This is a genomic window from Acetobacteroides hydrogenigenes, from assembly GCF_004340205.1.
GTDB classification, from domain to species: Bacteria; Bacteroidota; Bacteroidia; order Bacteroidales; family ZOR0009; genus Acetobacteroides; species Acetobacteroides hydrogenigenes.
Genome location: NZ_SLWB01000022.1, coordinates 24865 through 42522, shown reverse-complemented (window position 1 = coordinate 42522; position 17658 = coordinate 24865). Strand labels below are relative to the sequence as shown.

Here is a 17658-nt window from a genome sequence, read left to right as displayed (position 1 = left end):
ACTTCGGCCTAACGAATCGGCTTTAGCCTTCTTTTGGTTGCTGCAAAGATAAAAAAATGATCGTAATCCTTGGATTTAATCATAGTATCTGACGGCTATGAGGTGGAGCCTACGCTTAACGAGGGCCAAAAGAATTAACCGAATTACCCAACCCGCATAAGCGACAATCCCCTGGGCCGAAAGGTGCGGGGGATTTTTTGTGGGGTACTTCAACGTAGAAATCGCAGCGTGCCCGCTGCGGCAGCATGAAAGCCACCGACAAATTTTGTACTTTTGGGCCAAAGCATTTCTACATTAATGATTACACAAGAACAGCTAAAGGATATTGTAAGGCGCGAACAGGCGCTGAGGAGGCATCTTTGACATCGAGAACCGTTTAGTTCGGCTCGAGGAAGAGGAAGAAAAGTCGCACGACCCCAACTTTTGGGACGATCCTAAAAAGGCCGAGGAGCAGCTGAAGAAGATCGCCGAAATTAAGAGCTGGATAACCTCGTATAACGAGGTGAAAAAGGCCATTGAAGATCTTCAGGTGATCTACGACTTTGCCAAGGAGGGCGAGGCTACCGAGGAGGACGTTAACGAGCAGCATCGGCAAACCTTAGATTTAATCGAAGATCTGGAGATGCGCAACATGCTCCGCAACGAGGAGGATAAGCTGGGCGCCATTATGAAGATCAACTCGGGTGCAGGTGGCACCGAAAGCCTCGACTGGGCGCAGATGCTCATGCGCATGTACGTGCGCTGGGGCGAGCGCAACAGCATGCAGGTACGAATTATCGACGTACAGGATGGCGAAGAGGCCGGAATAAAGAGCGCAACCCTCGAGTTTGTCGGAACCTTTGCCTATGGATTCCTCAAGAGCGAGAACGGCGTGCACCGGTTGGTGCGTATTTCGCCCTTTAACGCGCAAGGCAAGCGCCAAACCACCTTTGCATCTGTATTCGTATCTCCTGCCATCGACGACACCATCGAAATTAACATCAACCCTGCCGATTTGGAGTGGGATACCTACCGATCGAGCGGTGCCGGAGGGCAGAACGTTAACAAGGTAGAAACGGGCGTTCGCGTTCGACATATTCCTACCGGAATTGTGGTTGAGAATACCGAGAGCCGATCGCAGTTTCAGAACAAGGAGAACGCCATGCGCATCCTAAAGTCGCACCTCTACGAGCTGGAGCTGCGCAAGCGCATGGAGATTCAGGCAGAAATTGAGGGGAAAAAGAAGAAGATAGAGTGGGGGTCGCAAATCCGCAGCTACGTGCTTCATCCTTATAAGATGGTGAAGGATCTGCGAACCGATCATGAAACGTCGAACGTTAACGCTGTGCTCGATGGCGACATCAACGAGTTCACAAAGGCATTTCTGATGCAGTTTGGTGCCGAAGAGTAACCCTAAAACTTTTGATCCATGAAAATATATCACAACCCGAGATGTGCGAAAAGTAGGGCAGGCCTCGACTATCTTAAGGGAAAGAATGTAGAGTTCGAAATCTGCGACTACCTGAAGAATGGCCTTACCTTGGAAGATATGAAGGAAATTCTTTTAAAGACCAATCTTAAGCCGGTAGACCTAGTTCGCACCCAGGAGGATTACTTTAAGAAGGAGCTGAAGGGTAAGCACTTTACCGATGACGAATGGGTGAAGATTATTATTGAAAGCCCGAAGCTGCTCAAGCGCCCGATTGTGGTCGACCGATTGAAGGCCGTAGTCGCCATACCTGTCGAGAATATTGATGTGCTGATAAAATAAAAAATAGGTCGGATTTTTCCGACCTATTTTTCTATGGTTTAGCGTGTCAGATTCTCTACTTTAGGTGTTTCCTAAAATCGATCATACCCTTAAACTGGCGGTCGATTACATTCTCGCGCATTGTTCTGGTCGATTTAGTCGTAGCCTTAAACGTGCCGTTTGCAATATGGTAGAGTGCTTGACCTAGACGTTCGTCCGTTTCGTCTCCCCATCCAACTTTTGGAGTGTCGTAGGCTTTTACTCCAGGGTATTGAGTAGAACCAGGGGTCATCCCAGCATAGTATCCGCCTTCATTATTCGAGTTAATGGATTCAAACGAAACAGCGTATAAGTCGTAACCTTCTTTTGTAGTTGTTTGATTTTCGGTATAACCAATTGGAGTAGCCCAAAAGCCGCATGGCTTTCCATAGGTTGTCGATCCAATTAAAAAGAGTTTGCCAGCAAAGTATGGGCGGAGGTTATTGATGAGCAACTCAGATGCCGAAGCTGTGCTTCCGCTTACAATAAAGTAAAGCGACTCTGGTTGGAAAGAGTTTGTCTTCTCAAAGTTTGAAATTAGTGATGCAGGATTGTACTGAGCCTGTAGAAGAGAGTTCATCTTGTACTTATACATAACCTTCCCGTTGGCTGTTGATGGTGCCAGTAGGTTGCAGAACTTCTCGCAGGTAGCTACCGATCCACCACCGTTGTAGCGAAGATCGACCACAACGCTATTTACACCTGCAGCTTCAAATTTCGAAATTACGGCATTTAACTCGGCAACAGCAGGTTCTCCTAAAAACTGGTTGAAAACAACGTAGCCAACCTTTTTAGAGCCAACCTCAATAACTTTATCGAACAAGACGCTGTTGATCGTGAACGAACCAGCTGTTAATGCGGCATCGAACTGCGATCCGTCGGGTCTTTTAAAGGTAAATTTGGCCGATTGCGAATTGAACAGCGCGTTTACGACAGTAATATATCCAGTTGATTTAGAATCAAGCTTTCCTTCTGTTGTAACACTAGGATGAACATCGCTACTTCCGTTAATGGCTACTATTTCGTACGACCGCTGTACGCCAGCTTTTCCCGCAGGCGAATTTGCATAAGCGTAGGTAACGAAGAAGGAAACTTGTTTGGAGCTGTTTACATCGGCCATAATCATAAAACCGTAATCTCCGCTAGCAGTACCTCCGTTGATTTCTCCGCTTAGATTTCCAATTTTATCGAGAAAACTGTATCGGTCTATTGCACTATTCGTAGCTGGATCGATTTTTAGGCCAATTAGATAGTCTAGAGCATCTTCGGGTGTTGCGTATTTTGTTGGATCAAAGGTTGCAGGAAGTGCGTCATTCCAGAGGTAAATTTCCTTCATGTTGTTGTATATTTCCTTTGACCATCCTTGCTCTTTGGTGAGGACAACGGGTTTCGGTTTGGGATCATCATCTTTACTGCAGGACGATAGCGTAAATCCAAAAGCCGAAATTAGCCATAGGTAGGCGAGTATTGTTAACCCTTTTTTCATATTGTATTGGTTTAAATTGTTTCGCAAGTTAGTAATTCCTCTTTTTATACAAAATATGTGCAAATAAATCGTAATAAACGTTTTGTTTTTAACGAATAGTTGTAGTGCAGCTAATTACTCTTACCCTTTTGTTTTTGCATTGTAATAGTTTATAAACAGCAATAATTTTGCTGATACAACCTGTAGCCATCAGAAATGAACATACATAAAGTTGCACTCGCAATTCCTTTTGCATTTATCTCTCTCTCTTTGTTTGCTCAAAGCTATACGGGCAAAATTTATAGGGTCCAAACCACACAAAAGGGCATATCGAAGGAGATCCCTTTCCCGGAGGTGGTTGTTACCGATGGAAAGGCTATTGCTACAACGCGGGAAGATGGCTCTTTTGTGCTAGAGACTTCTTCGAAGCCATCGTATATAGCCATAACAACTCCAGATGGTTACTCTACCTCTAAGTTCTATCAGGAGGTTAGTGGTGATGCAAATCCACTCCAATTTGTGCTGAACAAGGTAGCAAGAAAGAAAAGCGAAACAGCCAAGTTTGTAATTCTTAACGAACCCTTTTTGTCCTCGGATCGCGGATGGGTTGATGGGTTAAAACGGTATGCTTTTTATTATGGTGCTTCTTTTGTTGTTTGTACTGGACGGTATTCTGCAGAGGGGAGTTCCTTTTTAGAAAAAGAGCTGGGCATTCCTGTTTACTTTGCGATTTCTGATGCTAGTTCGGATAAAAATGGGCCATATCGCTACTCGTTTATTCAGGATGGTGTTCATTTTGTTGTGTTTTCAACCGCTTCCGATGGTGGCAAACGTTCTGTTCAATGGCTTAAAAGCATGCTGACGAGTGTAGGTCGATCTTATCCAACTGTCCTTATTACAGCTTCAGACGAGATAAACCATAGTAGAGAAATGCTTTCGGTGGGAGGTGATACCCTTTCTTTAAACGATTTCAATATTAGGGCAATTGTAGATGGTTGTAGTACTCGAAGCATTAGCCTTTTTGAGTATCGAGGAAGGCTTTCTACTTCGACAATCTGTACTTCTCCGCTTACTGCTGGGGGGGTCGACCACTCTCCTGCCGGTTTTAGGCTGGTAACAGTTCCTCCTAAGGGAAACATTACAACAGAAATGATTCTTACAAACATACCAAACGTAGCTGCTATTGTTTCTCCTAACGATACTGCTTGGATTGAGGATAATAAGATCCGTTTTTATACCAATGTGAGCTCATCTCAATCGCCAGTAAAGCGCGTTCGCATCGGAATTTCAAAGGATACCTCGGAATATAGATGGAGCGAATTAAATAGAGCTACTCCGTGGACTTGGAGCGGTTTCTACGTAATGACTCCCGCTGATACTGCTACCCAATACTCGCTTAGACTTGAAGCTGTTGCTGAAAGTGGTGAGGTTGTTAAATCGCAAAAATCTATTGTGGTAGCTACTCGTAAAGATTCTCTAGGTCGATTTAAAGGGATTTGGGGGAACTTGGGCGGAAATGCAGCGCATAATGCTAGTGTCGATTTCCAATTTTCGGGGAGGCTTTCCCATCAGTGGACTGCTAGTCCTCAGGGCTCTACGCTTTTTTCTTCTCCAATGATCGCAGATTCCGTGGTTGTTACAACGCTTACCAACGATCTTGCGTTCAGAAAGTCTGAGTTGGCGGCTTTTCATGTTGAAACGGGCAAGAGCCTTTGGCATTTCTTTCCTAGAGGTGCCATAAAAAACACGTTTACATTAGATGACGGAAATGTGTTTGCTACAGATGTTTTAGGCAATGTATATGCGATAGATGTGCTTACGGGTATTCCAACGTGGGAAACGACATTGGAAGATCGCTCTAAAGGTTTCTATTTTACCGGAGGTGTAATCTCTGACAGCCTTTATATTACTGGGAATACTACAAGCGTTGCAGCACTGAGTTTAAGTGATGGAAGTGTAGAATGGGAGTTACAGTCTGATTCGCTTACCAATGGATGCGAATCAACCTTTACAGTCGGGAATGGAATACTACTGATCCAGAATGGGAGAGGAGGGCTTGTAGGCTATAGCATTCGAGATGGAAAAGCAGTATGGTCGACTCCCAATGCTGTTCTTTCTGCTGTTAGCCTGTCATCAACGTTTAGTGAAGGTTGTTTTCATGTCGTATCCGGCGATAAGTATTTTGCCATTAGTGCAGGCGATGGGTCTATACTAAAAAAAGTAGATCTTCCTGTTGCCATGAGCACTAAATCGGTGCCTCTTGTTTATGAAAATCTGCTGATTTACTCGAGTATAAGTAGCGGAATGGTGGCTTTTAATCTGCAAACTAACCAGAAAAGTTGGAGCGTAGATGTGGGGCCTGCTCTTGTAAATACGCATCCCAACGCTCATAAGAATCTACATGCCGTAGAGTCTTCGCCTGTTAGGATTGGGGATTACGTTGTTTTTGGTGCTTCCGATGGTTATCTTTATGTAACTAGTATTGCTAATGGTGATATAAAGCAAAAGATAAATCTCGGTGCGCCAATTTTTTCAACGGTTGCGGCTGTAGGAGGTTTTCTTTTTGTTACCGATCTCTCGGGAAACATATCAGCCTTTAGGTTGCTGAAGTAATAGCAGCAACGCTAAATAAGATAAAAAAAGCATAAAGAAGTCGGTTTTATTCAGTAAAATCGCAAGTTTGGGGCTGCATTTGTAACAAACACTTATGCTGGATATAAAATTATTGAAATTCAAAACCACAGTGATGGCTAAACGTACACTTCTAACCATTGCAACTTTATTTCTTGTAACAAGTTTTGCTTTTGGTCAGTTAACCGACCCTGTTTCTTGGTCGTTCAAAACAAAAAAAGTGAGCGCCGACGAATTTGAGCTCATATTTAATGCCCGTATTGATGATGGTTGGCACCTTTACAGCCAAGAGCCTCTGAAGGATGGCCCACTTCCATTGGTCTTTTCTTTCGACAAAAATCCTGGGATTCAGCTTATCGGTAAGGTTGTGGAAAAAACGAAGCCCACCAAAGCATTTGATGAGATGTTTGGGCTTACCGTAAAGTATTTTTCCGATGAGGCTACCTTTGTTCAGAAGGTTAAGGTTTTAACCGACAAGCCTATTACCGTTAAAGGAACCATCGAAGGACAGGGCTGTAACGAAGGTAGCTGTGTGCCTTTAGAAGGCGACTTCTCGTTTAAAATCACTGGAGCAACTCCTGCAAAGCCTCTTTCGGATCAGGCTTTAGCCGCTGCCACAGATACCGCAAGTGCGATATCTGCAGATACTGCTAAGGCTACTGTTGCTACGGCTTCAACAATCAGTAAGGAGGAACTTGTAAAAGCTGCAGAGCCAACCAAGGAACAGGGCAAGTCGCTGCTGGCATTCTTCTTTGGTGCATTTCTTGCTGGATTGGCAGCCATTCTTACCCCCTGTGTCTTCCCTATGATTCCTATGACCGTTAGCTTCTTTATGAAGAAGGATGGCTCGAAGAAGACAGAGCACGGTAAGGCAATCTTTTTTGGATTCTCCATCATTTTCATTTATACCGTTATTGGGACATTGGTTTCGGTAATCTTTGGGGCAGATTTTGCCAACTTTATCAGTACACACTGGTTGCCTAATATTTTGTTCTTCGTCATCTTTATGGTGTTTGCTTTCTCATTCTTTGGAATGTTCGAGATCACGCTGCCTAGCTGGATGGTAAACAAAACCGATGCCCAGGTGGATAAGGGTGGATTGGGTGGCCCCTTCTTTATGGCCCTTACGCTGGTACTTGTGTCGTTTTCGTGTACTGGACCAATTGTAGGTTCTGTGCTAGTACAGTCGATGGGTGGTGAGGTAATTCTACCTATTGTAGCCATGCTGGGCTTCTCGCTCGCTTTTGCTATTCCGTTTACCGTGTTTGCACTTTTCCCTTCGTTGATGAATAGCATGCCTAAGTCGGGTGGCTGGCTTAACTCGGTTAAGGTTATTCTTGGATTCCTCGAGGTTGCCTTTGCCTTTAAGTTTTTGAGCATTGCCGATCAAACCTACCATTGGGGAATTCTTGATAGGGAGATTTACCTATCGATTTGGATTACCACCTTTACGCTGATGGGATTCTACTTGTTAGGTAAGCTGAAGTTTTCGCACGATAGCGATGTAGAGCATCTTTCTGTGCCTCGATTGATGATGGCGTTGGTTACCTTCTCGTTTGTTGTGTACATGATTCCTGGCTTATGGGGTGCACCACTAAGTGGCATTTCAGGATACCTTCCTCCACAATCGTCTCAGGATTTCGATGTTAGTCGTGGTGTAGCAACATCAGCTAATACTGATCTCGGCAAGGTGAAGCATGGCGAGTTTCTACATTTACCCCATGGGCTTAAGGGCTTTTTCGACCTAAAGGAGGCTAAGGAGTACTCTAAGAAGGTGGGCAAACCGATTTTTATTGACTTTACTGGTCACGGCTGCGTGAATTGTCGTGAGATGGAAGCTCGTGTGTGGAGCGATCCACGAGTGCTGAAACTGCTGCAAGAGGAGTACGTTATCCTAGCACTTTACGTTGACGATAAGACAGAACTTCCCGAAAGCGAATGGAAAACCAATGCCAAGGGTAAGGTGCTGAAGACTCTCGGTAAAATTAATGCGGACTACCAGATATCGAAGTTTAACGTGAATGCTCAGCCTTACTATGTGCTGATGGACGATAACGAGAACCTTTTGCTGACGCCCAAAGCATACGATTTGAATCCTGATAACTTTGTGGATTACCTCAAGAAGGGGGTAGAGGCGTATAAAAGTAAAGAGTAGAATTGTACTGGAAGCCGCAAACTTGCTATTGCTTCCATTATTTAATAAAAAAGGAACGGCACTACGATAGAAGTGCCGTTCCTTTTCGTTATAGGGTTTGTAGATGTTTTACTTTTCGTGTTTAATAGGGTAGTAGGCCGCTTTAGCCATATCTTTTACCGATTTAAGCCTAACAGGAGGGTTGAGCTCTTTTGCTAAGAAATTCCAAATCTTGAGCCGTATTTCGCGCGATTTCTTGGGGTCGATACGATCGAAAGAATGTCCACCCGGAATATCCTTATAAATCTCGTATTCGAATTTTTTGTTCTCTGCTTTTAGCGACTTAATGAGGTGCTCTACTTCGAGTACATTAACATCATCGTCGTTAGTGTTGGTGTGGATTAGCAGCGGGGTGTTTTTGAATCGATCCACATTCCATGCTGGTGAGCGTCGACGATACTCGGCAATGTTATCCTTTGCTGTTTTCCCTATATGGTAGTCGGCAGAGTAAAGGTCGCGGTATTCGTCATCGTAGTAGCCCATTCGTGCAATAAGATCAGAGACAGGTACTCCTGCAAATCCAACCTTGTAGTGCTCGGCATGGTCGAATAGGTTAAATAGGGTGATTAATCCACCGTGGCTCCAGCCAATAATTCCAACCCGATCTTTGTCAACAAAGTCGTAGTTTTCGCACATGTATTCGCGGCTGGCATCAACATCGTCTACCTCTAGTCCACCATAGTCAATTTGTTTCCAGAAACCTTTTCCATAACCGTTGCTTCCACGATATTCTGGAGCAACGACGATATATCCTTGGGCCATAAGTTCGCGCATGATATGCACATGGTAGGTGCCAAAGTTGCCATGAACTCCACCATGAGGAAGCACGATAAGCGGATATTTCTTGTCTAGGTCTATGTTTTTTGGAATGAAAACATACGACCAGAATTTTACCGGATTCTTAGCTCCCATTGCCGTTGGGTTCTTTGCCTTTGCAGGTGGTGGTCCGCAGATGTATACCTTGTCAACAAAGGCAACATCCTGCATTCGAGAGAACCAGAGATTGTCGTCGGCAATTTTTTCCAGCGCATCGAAGCGATGCTCGTAATCGGCAACCGCTTCTTTTAGCGTTTTAATCTCCTTCTTTAGCTCCTCTGTGTCCTGCCCAAAGCAAGGTGCTAGAAGTAGAAGCAGTAGGTTAAAGGTTATCAGCTTTTTCATGTCCGTTTTTATGGTCAAGTACCCTACGAGTAGGGAGGTGTTAGTAAATCACAATAAGGAATAGATACAACAGCGCCACACAGAATACCGATGAGCTTATGTAGTAGAAAAGCTTGTAGCTGCTGCCAATAAATGTTGTGCGGAAGAACTCCTTTTTGTGGATTAGTGCACCGATTCCCCAAATAATCAGGCTATCTATAACAAGACCGAGTATTAGAGCCCAGTAGAACTTGTCTAAAATGTCAAAGAAGCTTCCGTCTATGGCTTTAACATAGGCAACCAGTGCTAGGTACGATGCCACAATGGTTGCTAAGGCAAGAAGCGAAGCATAGAAATACGATTTTACCGCAGATTTCATTTATTGGTGATTTAAATTGAAAGCAGCCGCTTATCCCTTTGCACAACGCTATCCGAATGCTTCAACCCTTAGAGGATAAAAAGGATTGGGTATGTTGTAGATCACGGGAGCGCACGGATGATCACATCCAAAATTAGCATGTTTTTGCATCAAATCATAAGAATTTGTGGACACGATGGAAAAGCCCTTTCTGTAGTTCAACATTTGAGGCTATGGTAAAGTATACTTGTTGTATTGAAAGCATATTGGGACTATGTATTTTATTTTCGTTTTGAAAGGGCGAAAAATAGTGTTTGCTATTTCACAATTCGCGCTTCTTTTCGTAAATTTAGCAGCATAAACAAAACTTACTAATCTGACAATATGGAAAGCGTAAAAGGAACAAGAACAGAACAAAACCTGCTTAAGGCATTTGCAGGTGAATCGCAGGCAAGCCGTAGGTATAAGATGTTTGCCAAGAAGGCTCAAGAAGAGGGCTACGAGCAAATTGCTGCTATCTTTAACGAAACGGCTATTAACGAGGACGAACATGCCCGTATCTACTTTAGCTTCCTTGAAGGTGGAATGGTTGAGATTACCGCAAGCTACCCTGCTGGTGTTGTAGGAACAACTGCTGAAAACCTGGCTGCCGCAGCTGGTGGCGAAGAGGAGGAGTGGACCGTGCTCTATCCTGAATTTGCACGTATTGCCGAGGAAGAGGGATTTAAGAAAATAGCCACTCACTTTAAGCTAATTGCTGCTGTCGAAAAAACGCACATGGAGCGCTACCGCAAGCTGCAAAAACGCGTTGAAGAGGATAAAGTGTTCGAGAGAGAAGAAGATGCCGAATGGGTTTGCCGCGAATGTGGCTATCATCATAAAGGAAAGAAGGCTCCAAAAACTTGTCCAAACTGCTTGAAGACGCAGGCGTATTTCGAGGAGTATAACGACAACTACTAGGATTTTATATCTTTACACCTGTAAAGGGCTGAGCGGCTTACTCAGCCCTTTCTTATGCAAGTAAAATTTACTTTCGATGGTAAAAGGTCGACACATGGGGATAGATTTGCTACGCGTCATTTCGGCGCTTGGTGTTGTCTTTATTCATGTTTCGGCACCGCTTGTTACCCATAACATGAAGGTAGTAAACGATGCGTTTTGGGCAGGGAATCTATTTAATGTGCTAGGGCGGTTTAGCGTTCCGGTGTTTGTTATTATTAGCGGTTATCTTATCCTAAAACCGATCTCAAGCTACGCCGACTTCTACCGAAAACGGTTTACCCGTATACTGTTGCCTCTTATTTGCTGGTCGGTGGTTTACCTATTGTGGGCGTATTTTTTCGATCACACTCATCCTCGAAAAATATGGGACGGTTTTTTCTGGGGTAAACCATACTTTCATCTATGGTTCTTAGGGATGCTGATGGGGCTTTATGCTGTTGCTCCATTGCTGAGCGATCTGCTTCATCGCATAGGAACTCGTTATTTTGCCTATGCAGCCATTGGTGCCTTTGCTGTTGCAATGGGCATGGATGCCTGGGATTCCTATTCGGGAAACAAGCCGTGGATTGGCGTTTGGTGGGTGTCGTACCTTGGGTACTTTATGATAGGTGGTAGCTTGCGCTCGTTTAAGGGAGTGCTCAATGCTCGGTGGTTGCTTGTGCTTGTGGCTGTCGTGTGCTATGCCATGGCCTTTACGTTTACCGGCCTCCTATTTGAGGCGAAGCACTACGTGTGGTACTTTTACAGCTACCTAAGCATAACCTCGATATTGGGTGCTGTTGCTTTGGTAAACCTCTTTAGGAAAGTAGAGATACCCAATAGCCGATTTCTGTCGGAGCTATCCGATCTAACTTTTGGCATTTATCTTATACACATGATTCCGCTTAACATCATTAAGCGCTACTGGTATTCTAGCTTTGTAGAGAACTCGTACCTGAATACTCTACTTATATCTCTTACGGTGTTTGTAGTGTCGGCTTTGGTTGTGTGGCTGATGCTTAAGGTTAAGCCGTTAAAAAAGCTGATGTTTTAGGCTGGCGATGCTATGCAGTAGCACCCATGCTTAATTGGCAACTTCGTGGATAGCGCTTTGCCCTCCTCTGCTCTTATCCACCGTGGGGTGAGCGGCTCTTGTTCGGAGCCGCTGATAGTTGAAGAACCTTTCTTTTGTACGAATAAGTTGGAGCAGCAATGGTTGTATTGCCTTCCAAATACGTGTGTGCTTCTTGGGTATCCCTATGCCGAAGGAGTATCGCCAAATTCGATGGTGAGGTTGTAGATTGCAGCCTTCGAGTCGTCAACGATTTTTTCGTTGTTAACGACCATCTCGCGAATGGTATTGCCTATCATCTCCTGAATTTGCTCTATTGCTTCCTTTTCGGTTGATGCCTCTACGTAGCAATCTTCTAGCGAGGGGGCAACGGCCATAAACAGCCCTTCCTCAATTTGTTTTACGACGATCTTGAACGTTAAGTCTTTCATATCCTTGTTGTGTTATCTGATGTAAAGTAGCGGAATGGGCTTGTCGTTAATCTTTTCGCCCGGATAGTAAACATGTTCGAGGTAGAGCCCCGAAGGAGGTACGGTTAGCTTGGCAGGCTCGTCGGAGTGCCTTTCGAAGAAGCTGCGAAGCTTTGATGCGTTGATGTTTCCACGGCCTGCTTCTATGAGCACGCCCACCATTCGGCGAACCATCTTCCACAGAAAGTGCGATCCAACAACGTGTACGATTATAGATTCTCCATCGCGGTATACGTTTACGCTGGTTACTTCTACAATGGTCGACTTTGTTTCGGAATCCTTATCGCCAAACGAGCGGAAATCTTTCATCCCTACCATCATGTCTGCTGCAGCCTGCATGTCTACGACGTTGAGATCATCCTTAATCCAGTAGGCGTACTTCTTGCCAAAGGCTGTTTTGCGGGTGGCTATTTGGTATATGTAGCTACGGGCAATGGCATCGTACCGTGCATGGAATTTAGGATCAACCTCCTCGATAGCGATAATCGAAATTGATGCCGGAAGGTTGTCGTTGAGCTTGTAGCGCATTTGGGTTGTCGATAGCTGGGTGGCTACGTCGAGATGGGCCACCTGCCCTAGCGCATGAACGCCGGCATCGGTTCGTCCCGAGCCATAGAGCTCGAATCTGTCGGTTTTAAACACCTCGCGGCAGGCATCCATAATTTTCCCCTGCACCGAGCTGTGCCCTTTTAGCAGCTGCCAGCCATGGAAGGCTGAACCATCGTATTCCAGCGTAAGCTTGAAGCGTGACATCTTTTTCTATTTGCTGTAAAGGTACGCATCCAAAGCGAGAGTTAAAAGAATACGGGACGCTATGCTGGGATCTCTTTATCTTCAAAGGTAAAATCCCTCCCACGTTATGGTTGCAGCTGTACTTTACCCTTTAGGTAGTAACCCTTTTTGTTGTACGATAGCATGCTTTAGGGCGAAGAGGCTTGTAAAGCTCCAGTGTAAAATTAGTACCTTTACCGAAAGGCAGCATGCGGTTTCTAGAACGCTCCTTTTGCCCCACTAAAAGAGCTTGCTTGTCTTCTTCGAAATAGGAATATCTACCAAATTGATTATGAAACGGCTGATTCTACTTATTCTTTTTTTTAGCGTAGCCGCTTTTTGTGCGGAGGCACAGCGCTCTCCTAAGGTTGGCTTAGTGCTTAGCGGCGGCGGAGCTAAAGGGTTTGCCCACATCGGATTGCTGCGCTTAATTGATTCGCTTAATATAAAAGTGGACTACATAACCGGGACAAGTATGGGAAGCGTTATGGGTGGGCTATACGCTGCCGGATATAGCGCCGATAGCATAAAGAAGATTGTTCTTTCGCAAAACTGGAGCCTGATTGTTAGCAATAAAGTTGCCCTTAGCGCCATAAGCGCCGATGTAAAGGATGAGTACGGACGTTACATTTACGAGCTTCCTGTAGATATGCGCGGCTCTGCGCTTGCTTCGGCACTTGTAGAGGGGCAGTTTATGTCGAACATGCTCAGCTTTTATACCTACCCGGTGCGAACGGTTACCTCTTTCGACTCGTTGCCCATTCCTTTCCGATGCGTAAGCACCGATTTACTTACCGGCGAAAAGTGCGTGCTGAGCAAAGGATCGCTACCGCTTGCCATAAGAGCTTCGCTTGCCATTCCTTCCGTTTTTTCGCCGGTTTACTACGATGGCCGTTTAATGGTTGATGGTGGCGTTGTGCGGAATTTTCCTGTTGAAGAGGTTAAGCAGATGGGTGCCGATATCGTTATTGGGGGGCATACGGGCTTTAGAACGTTTAACGAGGAGGAGGTTCGTAAGCCGATGAATCAAGCCATTCAGTCGTTTGCTTTTAACGCCATCAACGACTTTAACGAGCAGCGCAAGATGGTAGATGTATTGGTTGACTTCAACAACGTTTTAGGCGATTATACCGCTGCCGATTTCGGCAAGTTTAAGGATATTATCCGGCTGGGCGAGGAGGAGGCCCGCAAGCTGCTGCCCGATCTTATCGCCATTGCCAGAGCTCAGCAGGCCGATTCGCTACGTAGCAATTCTTCTATGCGATACGTGAGGGAGGAATCGTTGCCCATTACTGCCGTTAAGCTGCTTTCGGAAAAAGGAGAGCCTCTTCGTGGCGATTTGCGTATGGTGGTTCGCCTGCGCTTGGGTATTGTTATGGGAAAGGAGTATACGGCCGCCGAGCTAAACCAGCTTATGAACAGCATCTATGGCTCGTTCTTCTTTTCGAAGGTAACCTACGAGTTCGAGCACAACGAAACCGGCCTAACCCTAGTGGTAAGGGTTAAGGAAAGTGCGCCGGCCTACCTAAAGTTTGCGCTTCACTACGACACCAAGGAGTCGGCAGGCGTAATTGTGGGGAGCGAGGTGCGCAACCTGCTGCTGCCGCAGTCCAGGTTAAGCGCAACCATCGATCTTTCCGATAGAATTAAGGCTCGTGGCGTTTTTCATAAGTACCTAGGGCATCGGCTTAGCTGGTGGCTGCGCTTTACGGGCGAGCTATCGAACTACAAGCTGTCGGACGTTTTCCTTTACTTCGAGAACAACTCTACCCTATACGATAGGTACATCAACCAGACGATAGCGTTGGGTAAGAACATGCTCAACAATAACGCCATTTACCTATCGGGAGGGTACCATACGATGTTTATCAATCGCGATGTGAAGTTTTTCTCGTTTATGGATGCTCCCAAGCAGATCTTCGAGGGTAGCTACTGGTCGGTTGGGCTAACCTTCGAGCGGAACATGTTCGATCGTAAGTTCTTTCCTACCAAAGGATCGTCGCTTAAGCTAGAGGCACGGGCTTTTCTGGACAACAACATGGATGTGCGCTTTGGCGATAACCCCGAGGATAAGTACCTCTCCAGCATTCTAACCCCTCCCAGCGGGTTTAGCTGCGGAAGTTACTATAGCGCGCTGCTCGACTACAACGTTCTGTGCCCTATTCTTCCTCGTGTGGCGTTGTGCAGCAACCTTTACTTGGGCATTGGCACCTACGGGAACAACTTTTTTGGAGAAAGCTCCTATATATACCCCTATGCTAAGTTCTACGTGGGGGGTGTTGAGACACGGCGCATGGCCAACTACGCACGAGGTGTAGGTTTTCAAAGCGGCGAGCTGTCGGTAGGTAACGTTGCTGTGGCCTCCCTCGATCTTAGGTACAACTTCTACAGAAAGCTCTACCTCGTACCATCGGTTAGCTACAGTACCGGAGCCTCTAAGCCAACGGACCTGTTTAAGGATGCGCTTAAGGTTAACGATGCGTTTATCGGTTACGGGGCATCGCTTATGGTCGATAGCTTTTTGGGCCCCATTTCGTTCTCGGTTTTTAGGGGAACGGATATTGGAACCTGGCGCTCCTACTTCAGCTTTGGGTATAAGTTCTAAGGGGGGATGGGATGATTGTGTAATTTACCTCCAATTTTCATAGCAAGTAGCTCGATTTAGTATTAAAGGATGGCGCTTACAGACTTGAGCCTTTAGAATAGTTTTATCGATTTAGAAACGAGAAAATTCTAGGAATAATGAATATACGGTTACAGCACGATACGGTAAATGTTGACTGGAACTTGGTGGTAGATATCCTGCAAAAGGTGGGTATGGCATACCATTCTTGCGAAATCCATAAGCGAGCGTTTGGTAATAGCCATACCGTTGTGTTTGCGTTCGACAACGAAGCGTTAGTTGGCTTCGGTAGGGCTATCTCCGACGGCGAGTACCAAGCCGCCATCTACGATGTTGCCGTAGATCCCGATTACCAAGGTAATGGAATTGGCAGAATGATTCTTCAGGACATTATAAGAAGTATCCCCAGCTGCAACTTCATCCTATACGCCTCGCCCGGCAAGGAAAAGTTCTACGAAAAGGAGAACTTTAGGCGAATGAAAACGGGTATGGCCCTATTTGTAAACGACGAGCGGATGCAGAAGAACGGTTTTACCGAATAGGGGAATAAAGCGAAGGGGCTAAGCCGCCTGTTCGCTGAGGTAGCGTAGAGCATTAAAAAAATCGGCACCCGAAGGATGCCGATCAGAACAACTTAAAAACTTAGCCAATGATAGTGCACTTACTGCACGTATATTGTAAATATTTCGCTAAGGTTAATCTTGCCATTGGTTCCAATATATCCGGCGCGCACAGCCTGCTGCGTACCTGGCGTTAATCCTGTAATTCTAGCCTTGTGCTTGGTGGATAAAATGCTATTCCAATCCTTAATCTCTTCGGGTACGGGTACTGGTGCATGGTAGATAAAGTACATTCTTGTTCTCTTTACGGCAGGAACTTCAACAACAATCTCGCCATGAGCAATGCCCGACTTTAGCTTAATGATGGAGGGCGCTGGAAATTCAGGATAGCTTTCTGGTTCCTTGTAAAGTGGGAATCCCGATGACTTAAGCACCGTCAAATCACCTTTTGCCTGCTGGTTTACCATTCGGGTAATATCCGTAAGCTCATTTTCCAGATTAATGCGTGCAACATTCTTCGCATAGATCTCAATCTTGCCTCCATTACCAGCCTTTACCTTTGCATCGGCAAACGTGGTGATGCAGGTGTTAAAAGCATTGAGCTGTCCTTCTGGAAAAATGAAGTACGTGCTTGCCTTAAGGCTGGAATGGCCAATTCTTGAAGTGTCAATTAGCTCATTGTCCGTGTAACCTTTGTAGTTTGTGATAACGTTATTTCTCTCCATATGGTAGCATATTTGGTTATTATAGCGTCAATTTATGAAAAACTAGTTTCACGGCGCAACAGGATGTTTTAAATATTTTAAGTAAAACAAAGTAAAATGAGTACAATTAACAATGATTAACTTTAAGACTTGTGTGGATGGTGGTTTTTTCGGCTGCTTATGCGAGAAAGTTCGGCGAAACTATTCGTTGTTCAAGAGGAAGAGGGTGTACTCTAGCGTAGATTATATTTGGTTTGGGGCATCTTATAAGTAGTATGGCTTAGAGTAATGTTACTTCTTTGCGAATTAGCATTGGTTTACCTTAAACTACCATTGGTTTGGCGTAAACTAAAAGCACTTTGGCTGAAATGGCTTATAGCTTGCCTCAAGCCATAAAGGTGTTGCCGTAAAGTGCAATTGATGTGCTGCGGAATAAAAGCATTCTAGAGCATTCTGCTATTGGAATGAGCCATTTTAGTAATGGTTTAGCCTATGCCAATGACGCTTTGGATGCGAGCAGCGTTGTTTCAGCACAAGCGCTCATCTGCCTGCTGCCGCTGGGCAGAGTGCTTTAGTATGGCATAGGCTTGTTTGCTGTAATTGTTTGGCTAAAGTGGTATAAGATAAAGGATTTGTTGCTAACTTGGGCGCATAAGCATTTTTGTACCTATTTGTAATTGTATTACACAGTAATTTCTTGTGCCCATCCATTCGGATGGGGGGTGGTTTCCAAAATGCTGGTATTGCTTACCGATATTTCCGTCGTTGGGAGGTTGTTTATTGATGCCTGAATCACGGATTTATCGGATTAAAGGATTGCACTGATTGCTAAGTCTGATAATGTGAAGTTATAACGAGAATTGTCTAAGCTATAATTTCGGTGTAATCCGAGTAATCATCTTAATCTGTGATTCAGACAGT

Annotated in this window: 14 protein-coding genes; 8 read left to right on the top strand and 6 right to left on the bottom strand. The window is 45.0% G+C overall.

Annotated features, from left to right (window positions below; translation table 11 throughout):
* Positions 1-297 precede the first annotated feature (297 nt).
* Both prfB and CLV25_RS15400 read left to right on the top strand, forming a co-directional pair.
* Positions 298-1390, top strand: a protein-coding gene (gene prfB, locus CLV25_RS15405; protein WP_131840564.1) for a peptide chain release factor 2 whose coding sequence is annotated in 2 segments (ribosomal slippage) — positions 298-360 and positions 362-1390 — 1092 coding nt in all. Because the reading frame shifts where the segments join, the coding sequence is not laid out codon by codon here.
* An 18-nt stretch (positions 1391-1408) separates the two neighbouring features.
* Complete coding sequence (locus CLV25_RS15400) at positions 1409-1750, top strand: ArsC/Spx/MgsR family protein (protein ID WP_131840563.1); 342 nt, start codon at positions 1409-1411, stop codon at positions 1748-1750.
* 55 nt (positions 1751-1805) lie between these two features.
* On the opposite strand, the gene CLV25_RS15395 is transcribed toward CLV25_RS15400, so the two are convergent.
* On the bottom strand, positions 1806-3254 hold the full coding sequence (locus tag CLV25_RS15395; protein WP_131840562.1) for a S41 family peptidase: 1449 nt from the start codon (positions 3252-3254) through the stop codon (positions 1806-1808).
* Between the two features lie 195 nt (positions 3255-3449).
* On the opposite strand from CLV25_RS15395, the gene CLV25_RS15390 reads away from it, so the two are divergent.
* Both CLV25_RS15390 and CLV25_RS15385 read left to right on the top strand, forming a co-directional pair.
* Positions 3450-5846: an outer membrane protein assembly factor BamB family protein gene (locus CLV25_RS15390; RefSeq protein WP_131840561.1), complete on the top strand. Its 2397-nt coding sequence runs from the start codon at positions 3450-3452 to the stop codon at positions 5844-5846.
* Positions 5847-5979: 133 nt separating this feature from the next.
* Positions 5980-8019 carry a protein-disulfide reductase DsbD family protein gene (locus CLV25_RS15385; RefSeq protein WP_131840560.1) on the top strand — a complete coding sequence of 680 codons (2040 nt, stop codon included), beginning with the start codon at positions 5980-5982 and terminating at the stop codon, positions 8017-8019.
* 108 nt (positions 8020-8127) lie between these two features.
* Here CLV25_RS15385 and CLV25_RS15380 read toward each other — a convergent pair whose 3' ends face one another.
* Together CLV25_RS15380 and CLV25_RS15375 are read right to left on the bottom strand one after the other, a co-directional pair.
* Complete coding sequence (locus CLV25_RS15380; protein ID WP_131840559.1) at positions 8128-9219, bottom strand: alpha/beta hydrolase family protein; 1092 nt, start codon at positions 9217-9219, stop codon at positions 8128-8130.
* A 40-nt stretch (positions 9220-9259) separates the two neighbouring features.
* Positions 9260-9577, bottom strand: coding sequence for a hypothetical protein (locus CLV25_RS15375; RefSeq protein WP_131840558.1), 318 nt, complete (start codon positions 9575-9577; stop codon positions 9260-9262).
* A gap of 363 nt (positions 9578-9940) precedes the next feature.
* On the opposite strand from CLV25_RS15375, the gene rbr reads away from it, so the two are divergent.
* Both rbr and CLV25_RS15365 read left to right on the top strand, forming a co-directional pair.
* Positions 9941-10516, top strand: a complete 576-nt coding sequence (gene rbr, locus CLV25_RS15370) for a rubrerythrin (protein ID WP_131840557.1) — start codon at positions 9941-9943, stop codon at positions 10514-10516.
* 76 nt (positions 10517-10592) lie between these two features.
* A complete protein-coding gene (locus CLV25_RS15365) occupies positions 10593-11591 on the top strand; it encodes an acyltransferase (RefSeq protein ID WP_131840556.1) in 999 nt (332 codons plus the stop codon).
* Between the two features lie 203 nt (positions 11592-11794).
* On the opposite strand, the gene CLV25_RS15360 is transcribed toward CLV25_RS15365, so the two are convergent.
* Together CLV25_RS15360 and truA are read right to left on the bottom strand one after the other, a co-directional pair.
* A complete protein-coding gene (locus CLV25_RS15360) occupies positions 11795-12040 on the bottom strand; it encodes a type II toxin-antitoxin system HicB family antitoxin (protein ID WP_131840555.1) in 246 nt (81 codons plus the stop codon).
* Between the two features lie 12 nt (positions 12041-12052).
* A complete protein-coding gene (gene truA, locus CLV25_RS15355) occupies positions 12053-12832 on the bottom strand; it encodes a tRNA pseudouridine(38-40) synthase TruA (protein WP_131840554.1) in 780 nt (259 codons plus the stop codon).
* 310 nt (positions 12833-13142) lie between these two features.
* Between truA and CLV25_RS15350 the strand changes: the two genes are divergently transcribed.
* Positions 13143-15455: a patatin-like phospholipase family protein gene (locus CLV25_RS15350; protein ID WP_131840553.1), complete on the top strand. Its 2313-nt coding sequence runs from the start codon at positions 13143-13145 to the stop codon at positions 15453-15455.
* 137 nt (positions 15456-15592) lie between these two features.
* Positions 15593-16015, top strand: a complete 423-nt coding sequence (locus CLV25_RS15345) for a GNAT family N-acetyltransferase (protein WP_131840552.1) — start codon at positions 15593-15595, stop codon at positions 16013-16015.
* Between the two features lie 119 nt (positions 16016-16134).
* On the opposite strand, the gene CLV25_RS15340 is transcribed toward CLV25_RS15345, so the two are convergent.
* Complete coding sequence (locus CLV25_RS15340) at positions 16135-16758, bottom strand: hypothetical protein (protein WP_131840551.1); 624 nt, start codon at positions 16756-16758, stop codon at positions 16135-16137.
* Positions 16759-17658 lie beyond the last annotated feature (900 nt).

What these genes read in the sequence shown, in the direction of transcription:
- CLV25_RS15345 (WP_131840552.1), top strand. Translation starts at nt 15,593, where the DNA reads ATGAATATACGGTTACAGCACGATACGGTAAATGTTGACTGGAACTTG.
- CLV25_RS15400 (WP_131840563.1), top strand. Translation starts at nt 1,409, where the DNA reads ATGAAAATATATCACAACCCGAGATGTGCGAAAAGTAGGGCAGGCCTC.
- CLV25_RS15360 (WP_131840555.1), bottom strand. Translation starts at nt 12,040, where the DNA reads ATGAAAGACTTAACGTTCAAGATCGTCGTAAAACAAATTGAGGAAGGG.
- rbr (WP_131840557.1), top strand. Translation starts at nt 9,941, where the DNA reads ATGGAAAGCGTAAAAGGAACAAGAACAGAACAAAACCTGCTTAAGGCA.
- CLV25_RS15385 (WP_131840560.1), top strand. Translation starts at nt 5,980, where the DNA reads ATGGCTAAACGTACACTTCTAACCATTGCAACTTTATTTCTTGTAACA.
- CLV25_RS15390 (WP_131840561.1), top strand. Translation starts at nt 3,450, where the DNA reads ATGAACATACATAAAGTTGCACTCGCAATTCCTTTTGCATTTATCTCT.
- CLV25_RS15350 (WP_131840553.1), top strand. Translation starts at nt 13,143, where the DNA reads ATGAAACGGCTGATTCTACTTATTCTTTTTTTTAGCGTAGCCGCTTTT.
- CLV25_RS15365 (WP_131840556.1), top strand. Translation starts at nt 10,593, where the DNA reads ATGGTAAAAGGTCGACACATGGGGATAGATTTGCTACGCGTCATTTCG.
- CLV25_RS15395 (WP_131840562.1), bottom strand. Translation starts at nt 3,254, where the DNA reads ATGAAAAAAGGGTTAACAATACTCGCCTACCTATGGCTAATTTCGGCT.
- truA (WP_131840554.1), bottom strand. Translation starts at nt 12,832, where the DNA reads ATGTCACGCTTCAAGCTTACGCTGGAATACGATGGTTCAGCCTTCCAT.
- CLV25_RS15380 (WP_131840559.1), bottom strand. Translation starts at nt 9,219, where the DNA reads ATGAAAAAGCTGATAACCTTTAACCTACTGCTTCTACTTCTAGCACCT.
- CLV25_RS15375 (WP_131840558.1), bottom strand. Translation starts at nt 9,577, where the DNA reads ATGAAATCTGCGGTAAAATCGTATTTCTATGCTTCGCTTCTTGCCTTA.
- CLV25_RS15340 (WP_131840551.1), bottom strand. Translation starts at nt 16,758, where the DNA reads ATGGAGAGAAATAACGTTATCACAAACTACAAAGGTTACACGGACAAT.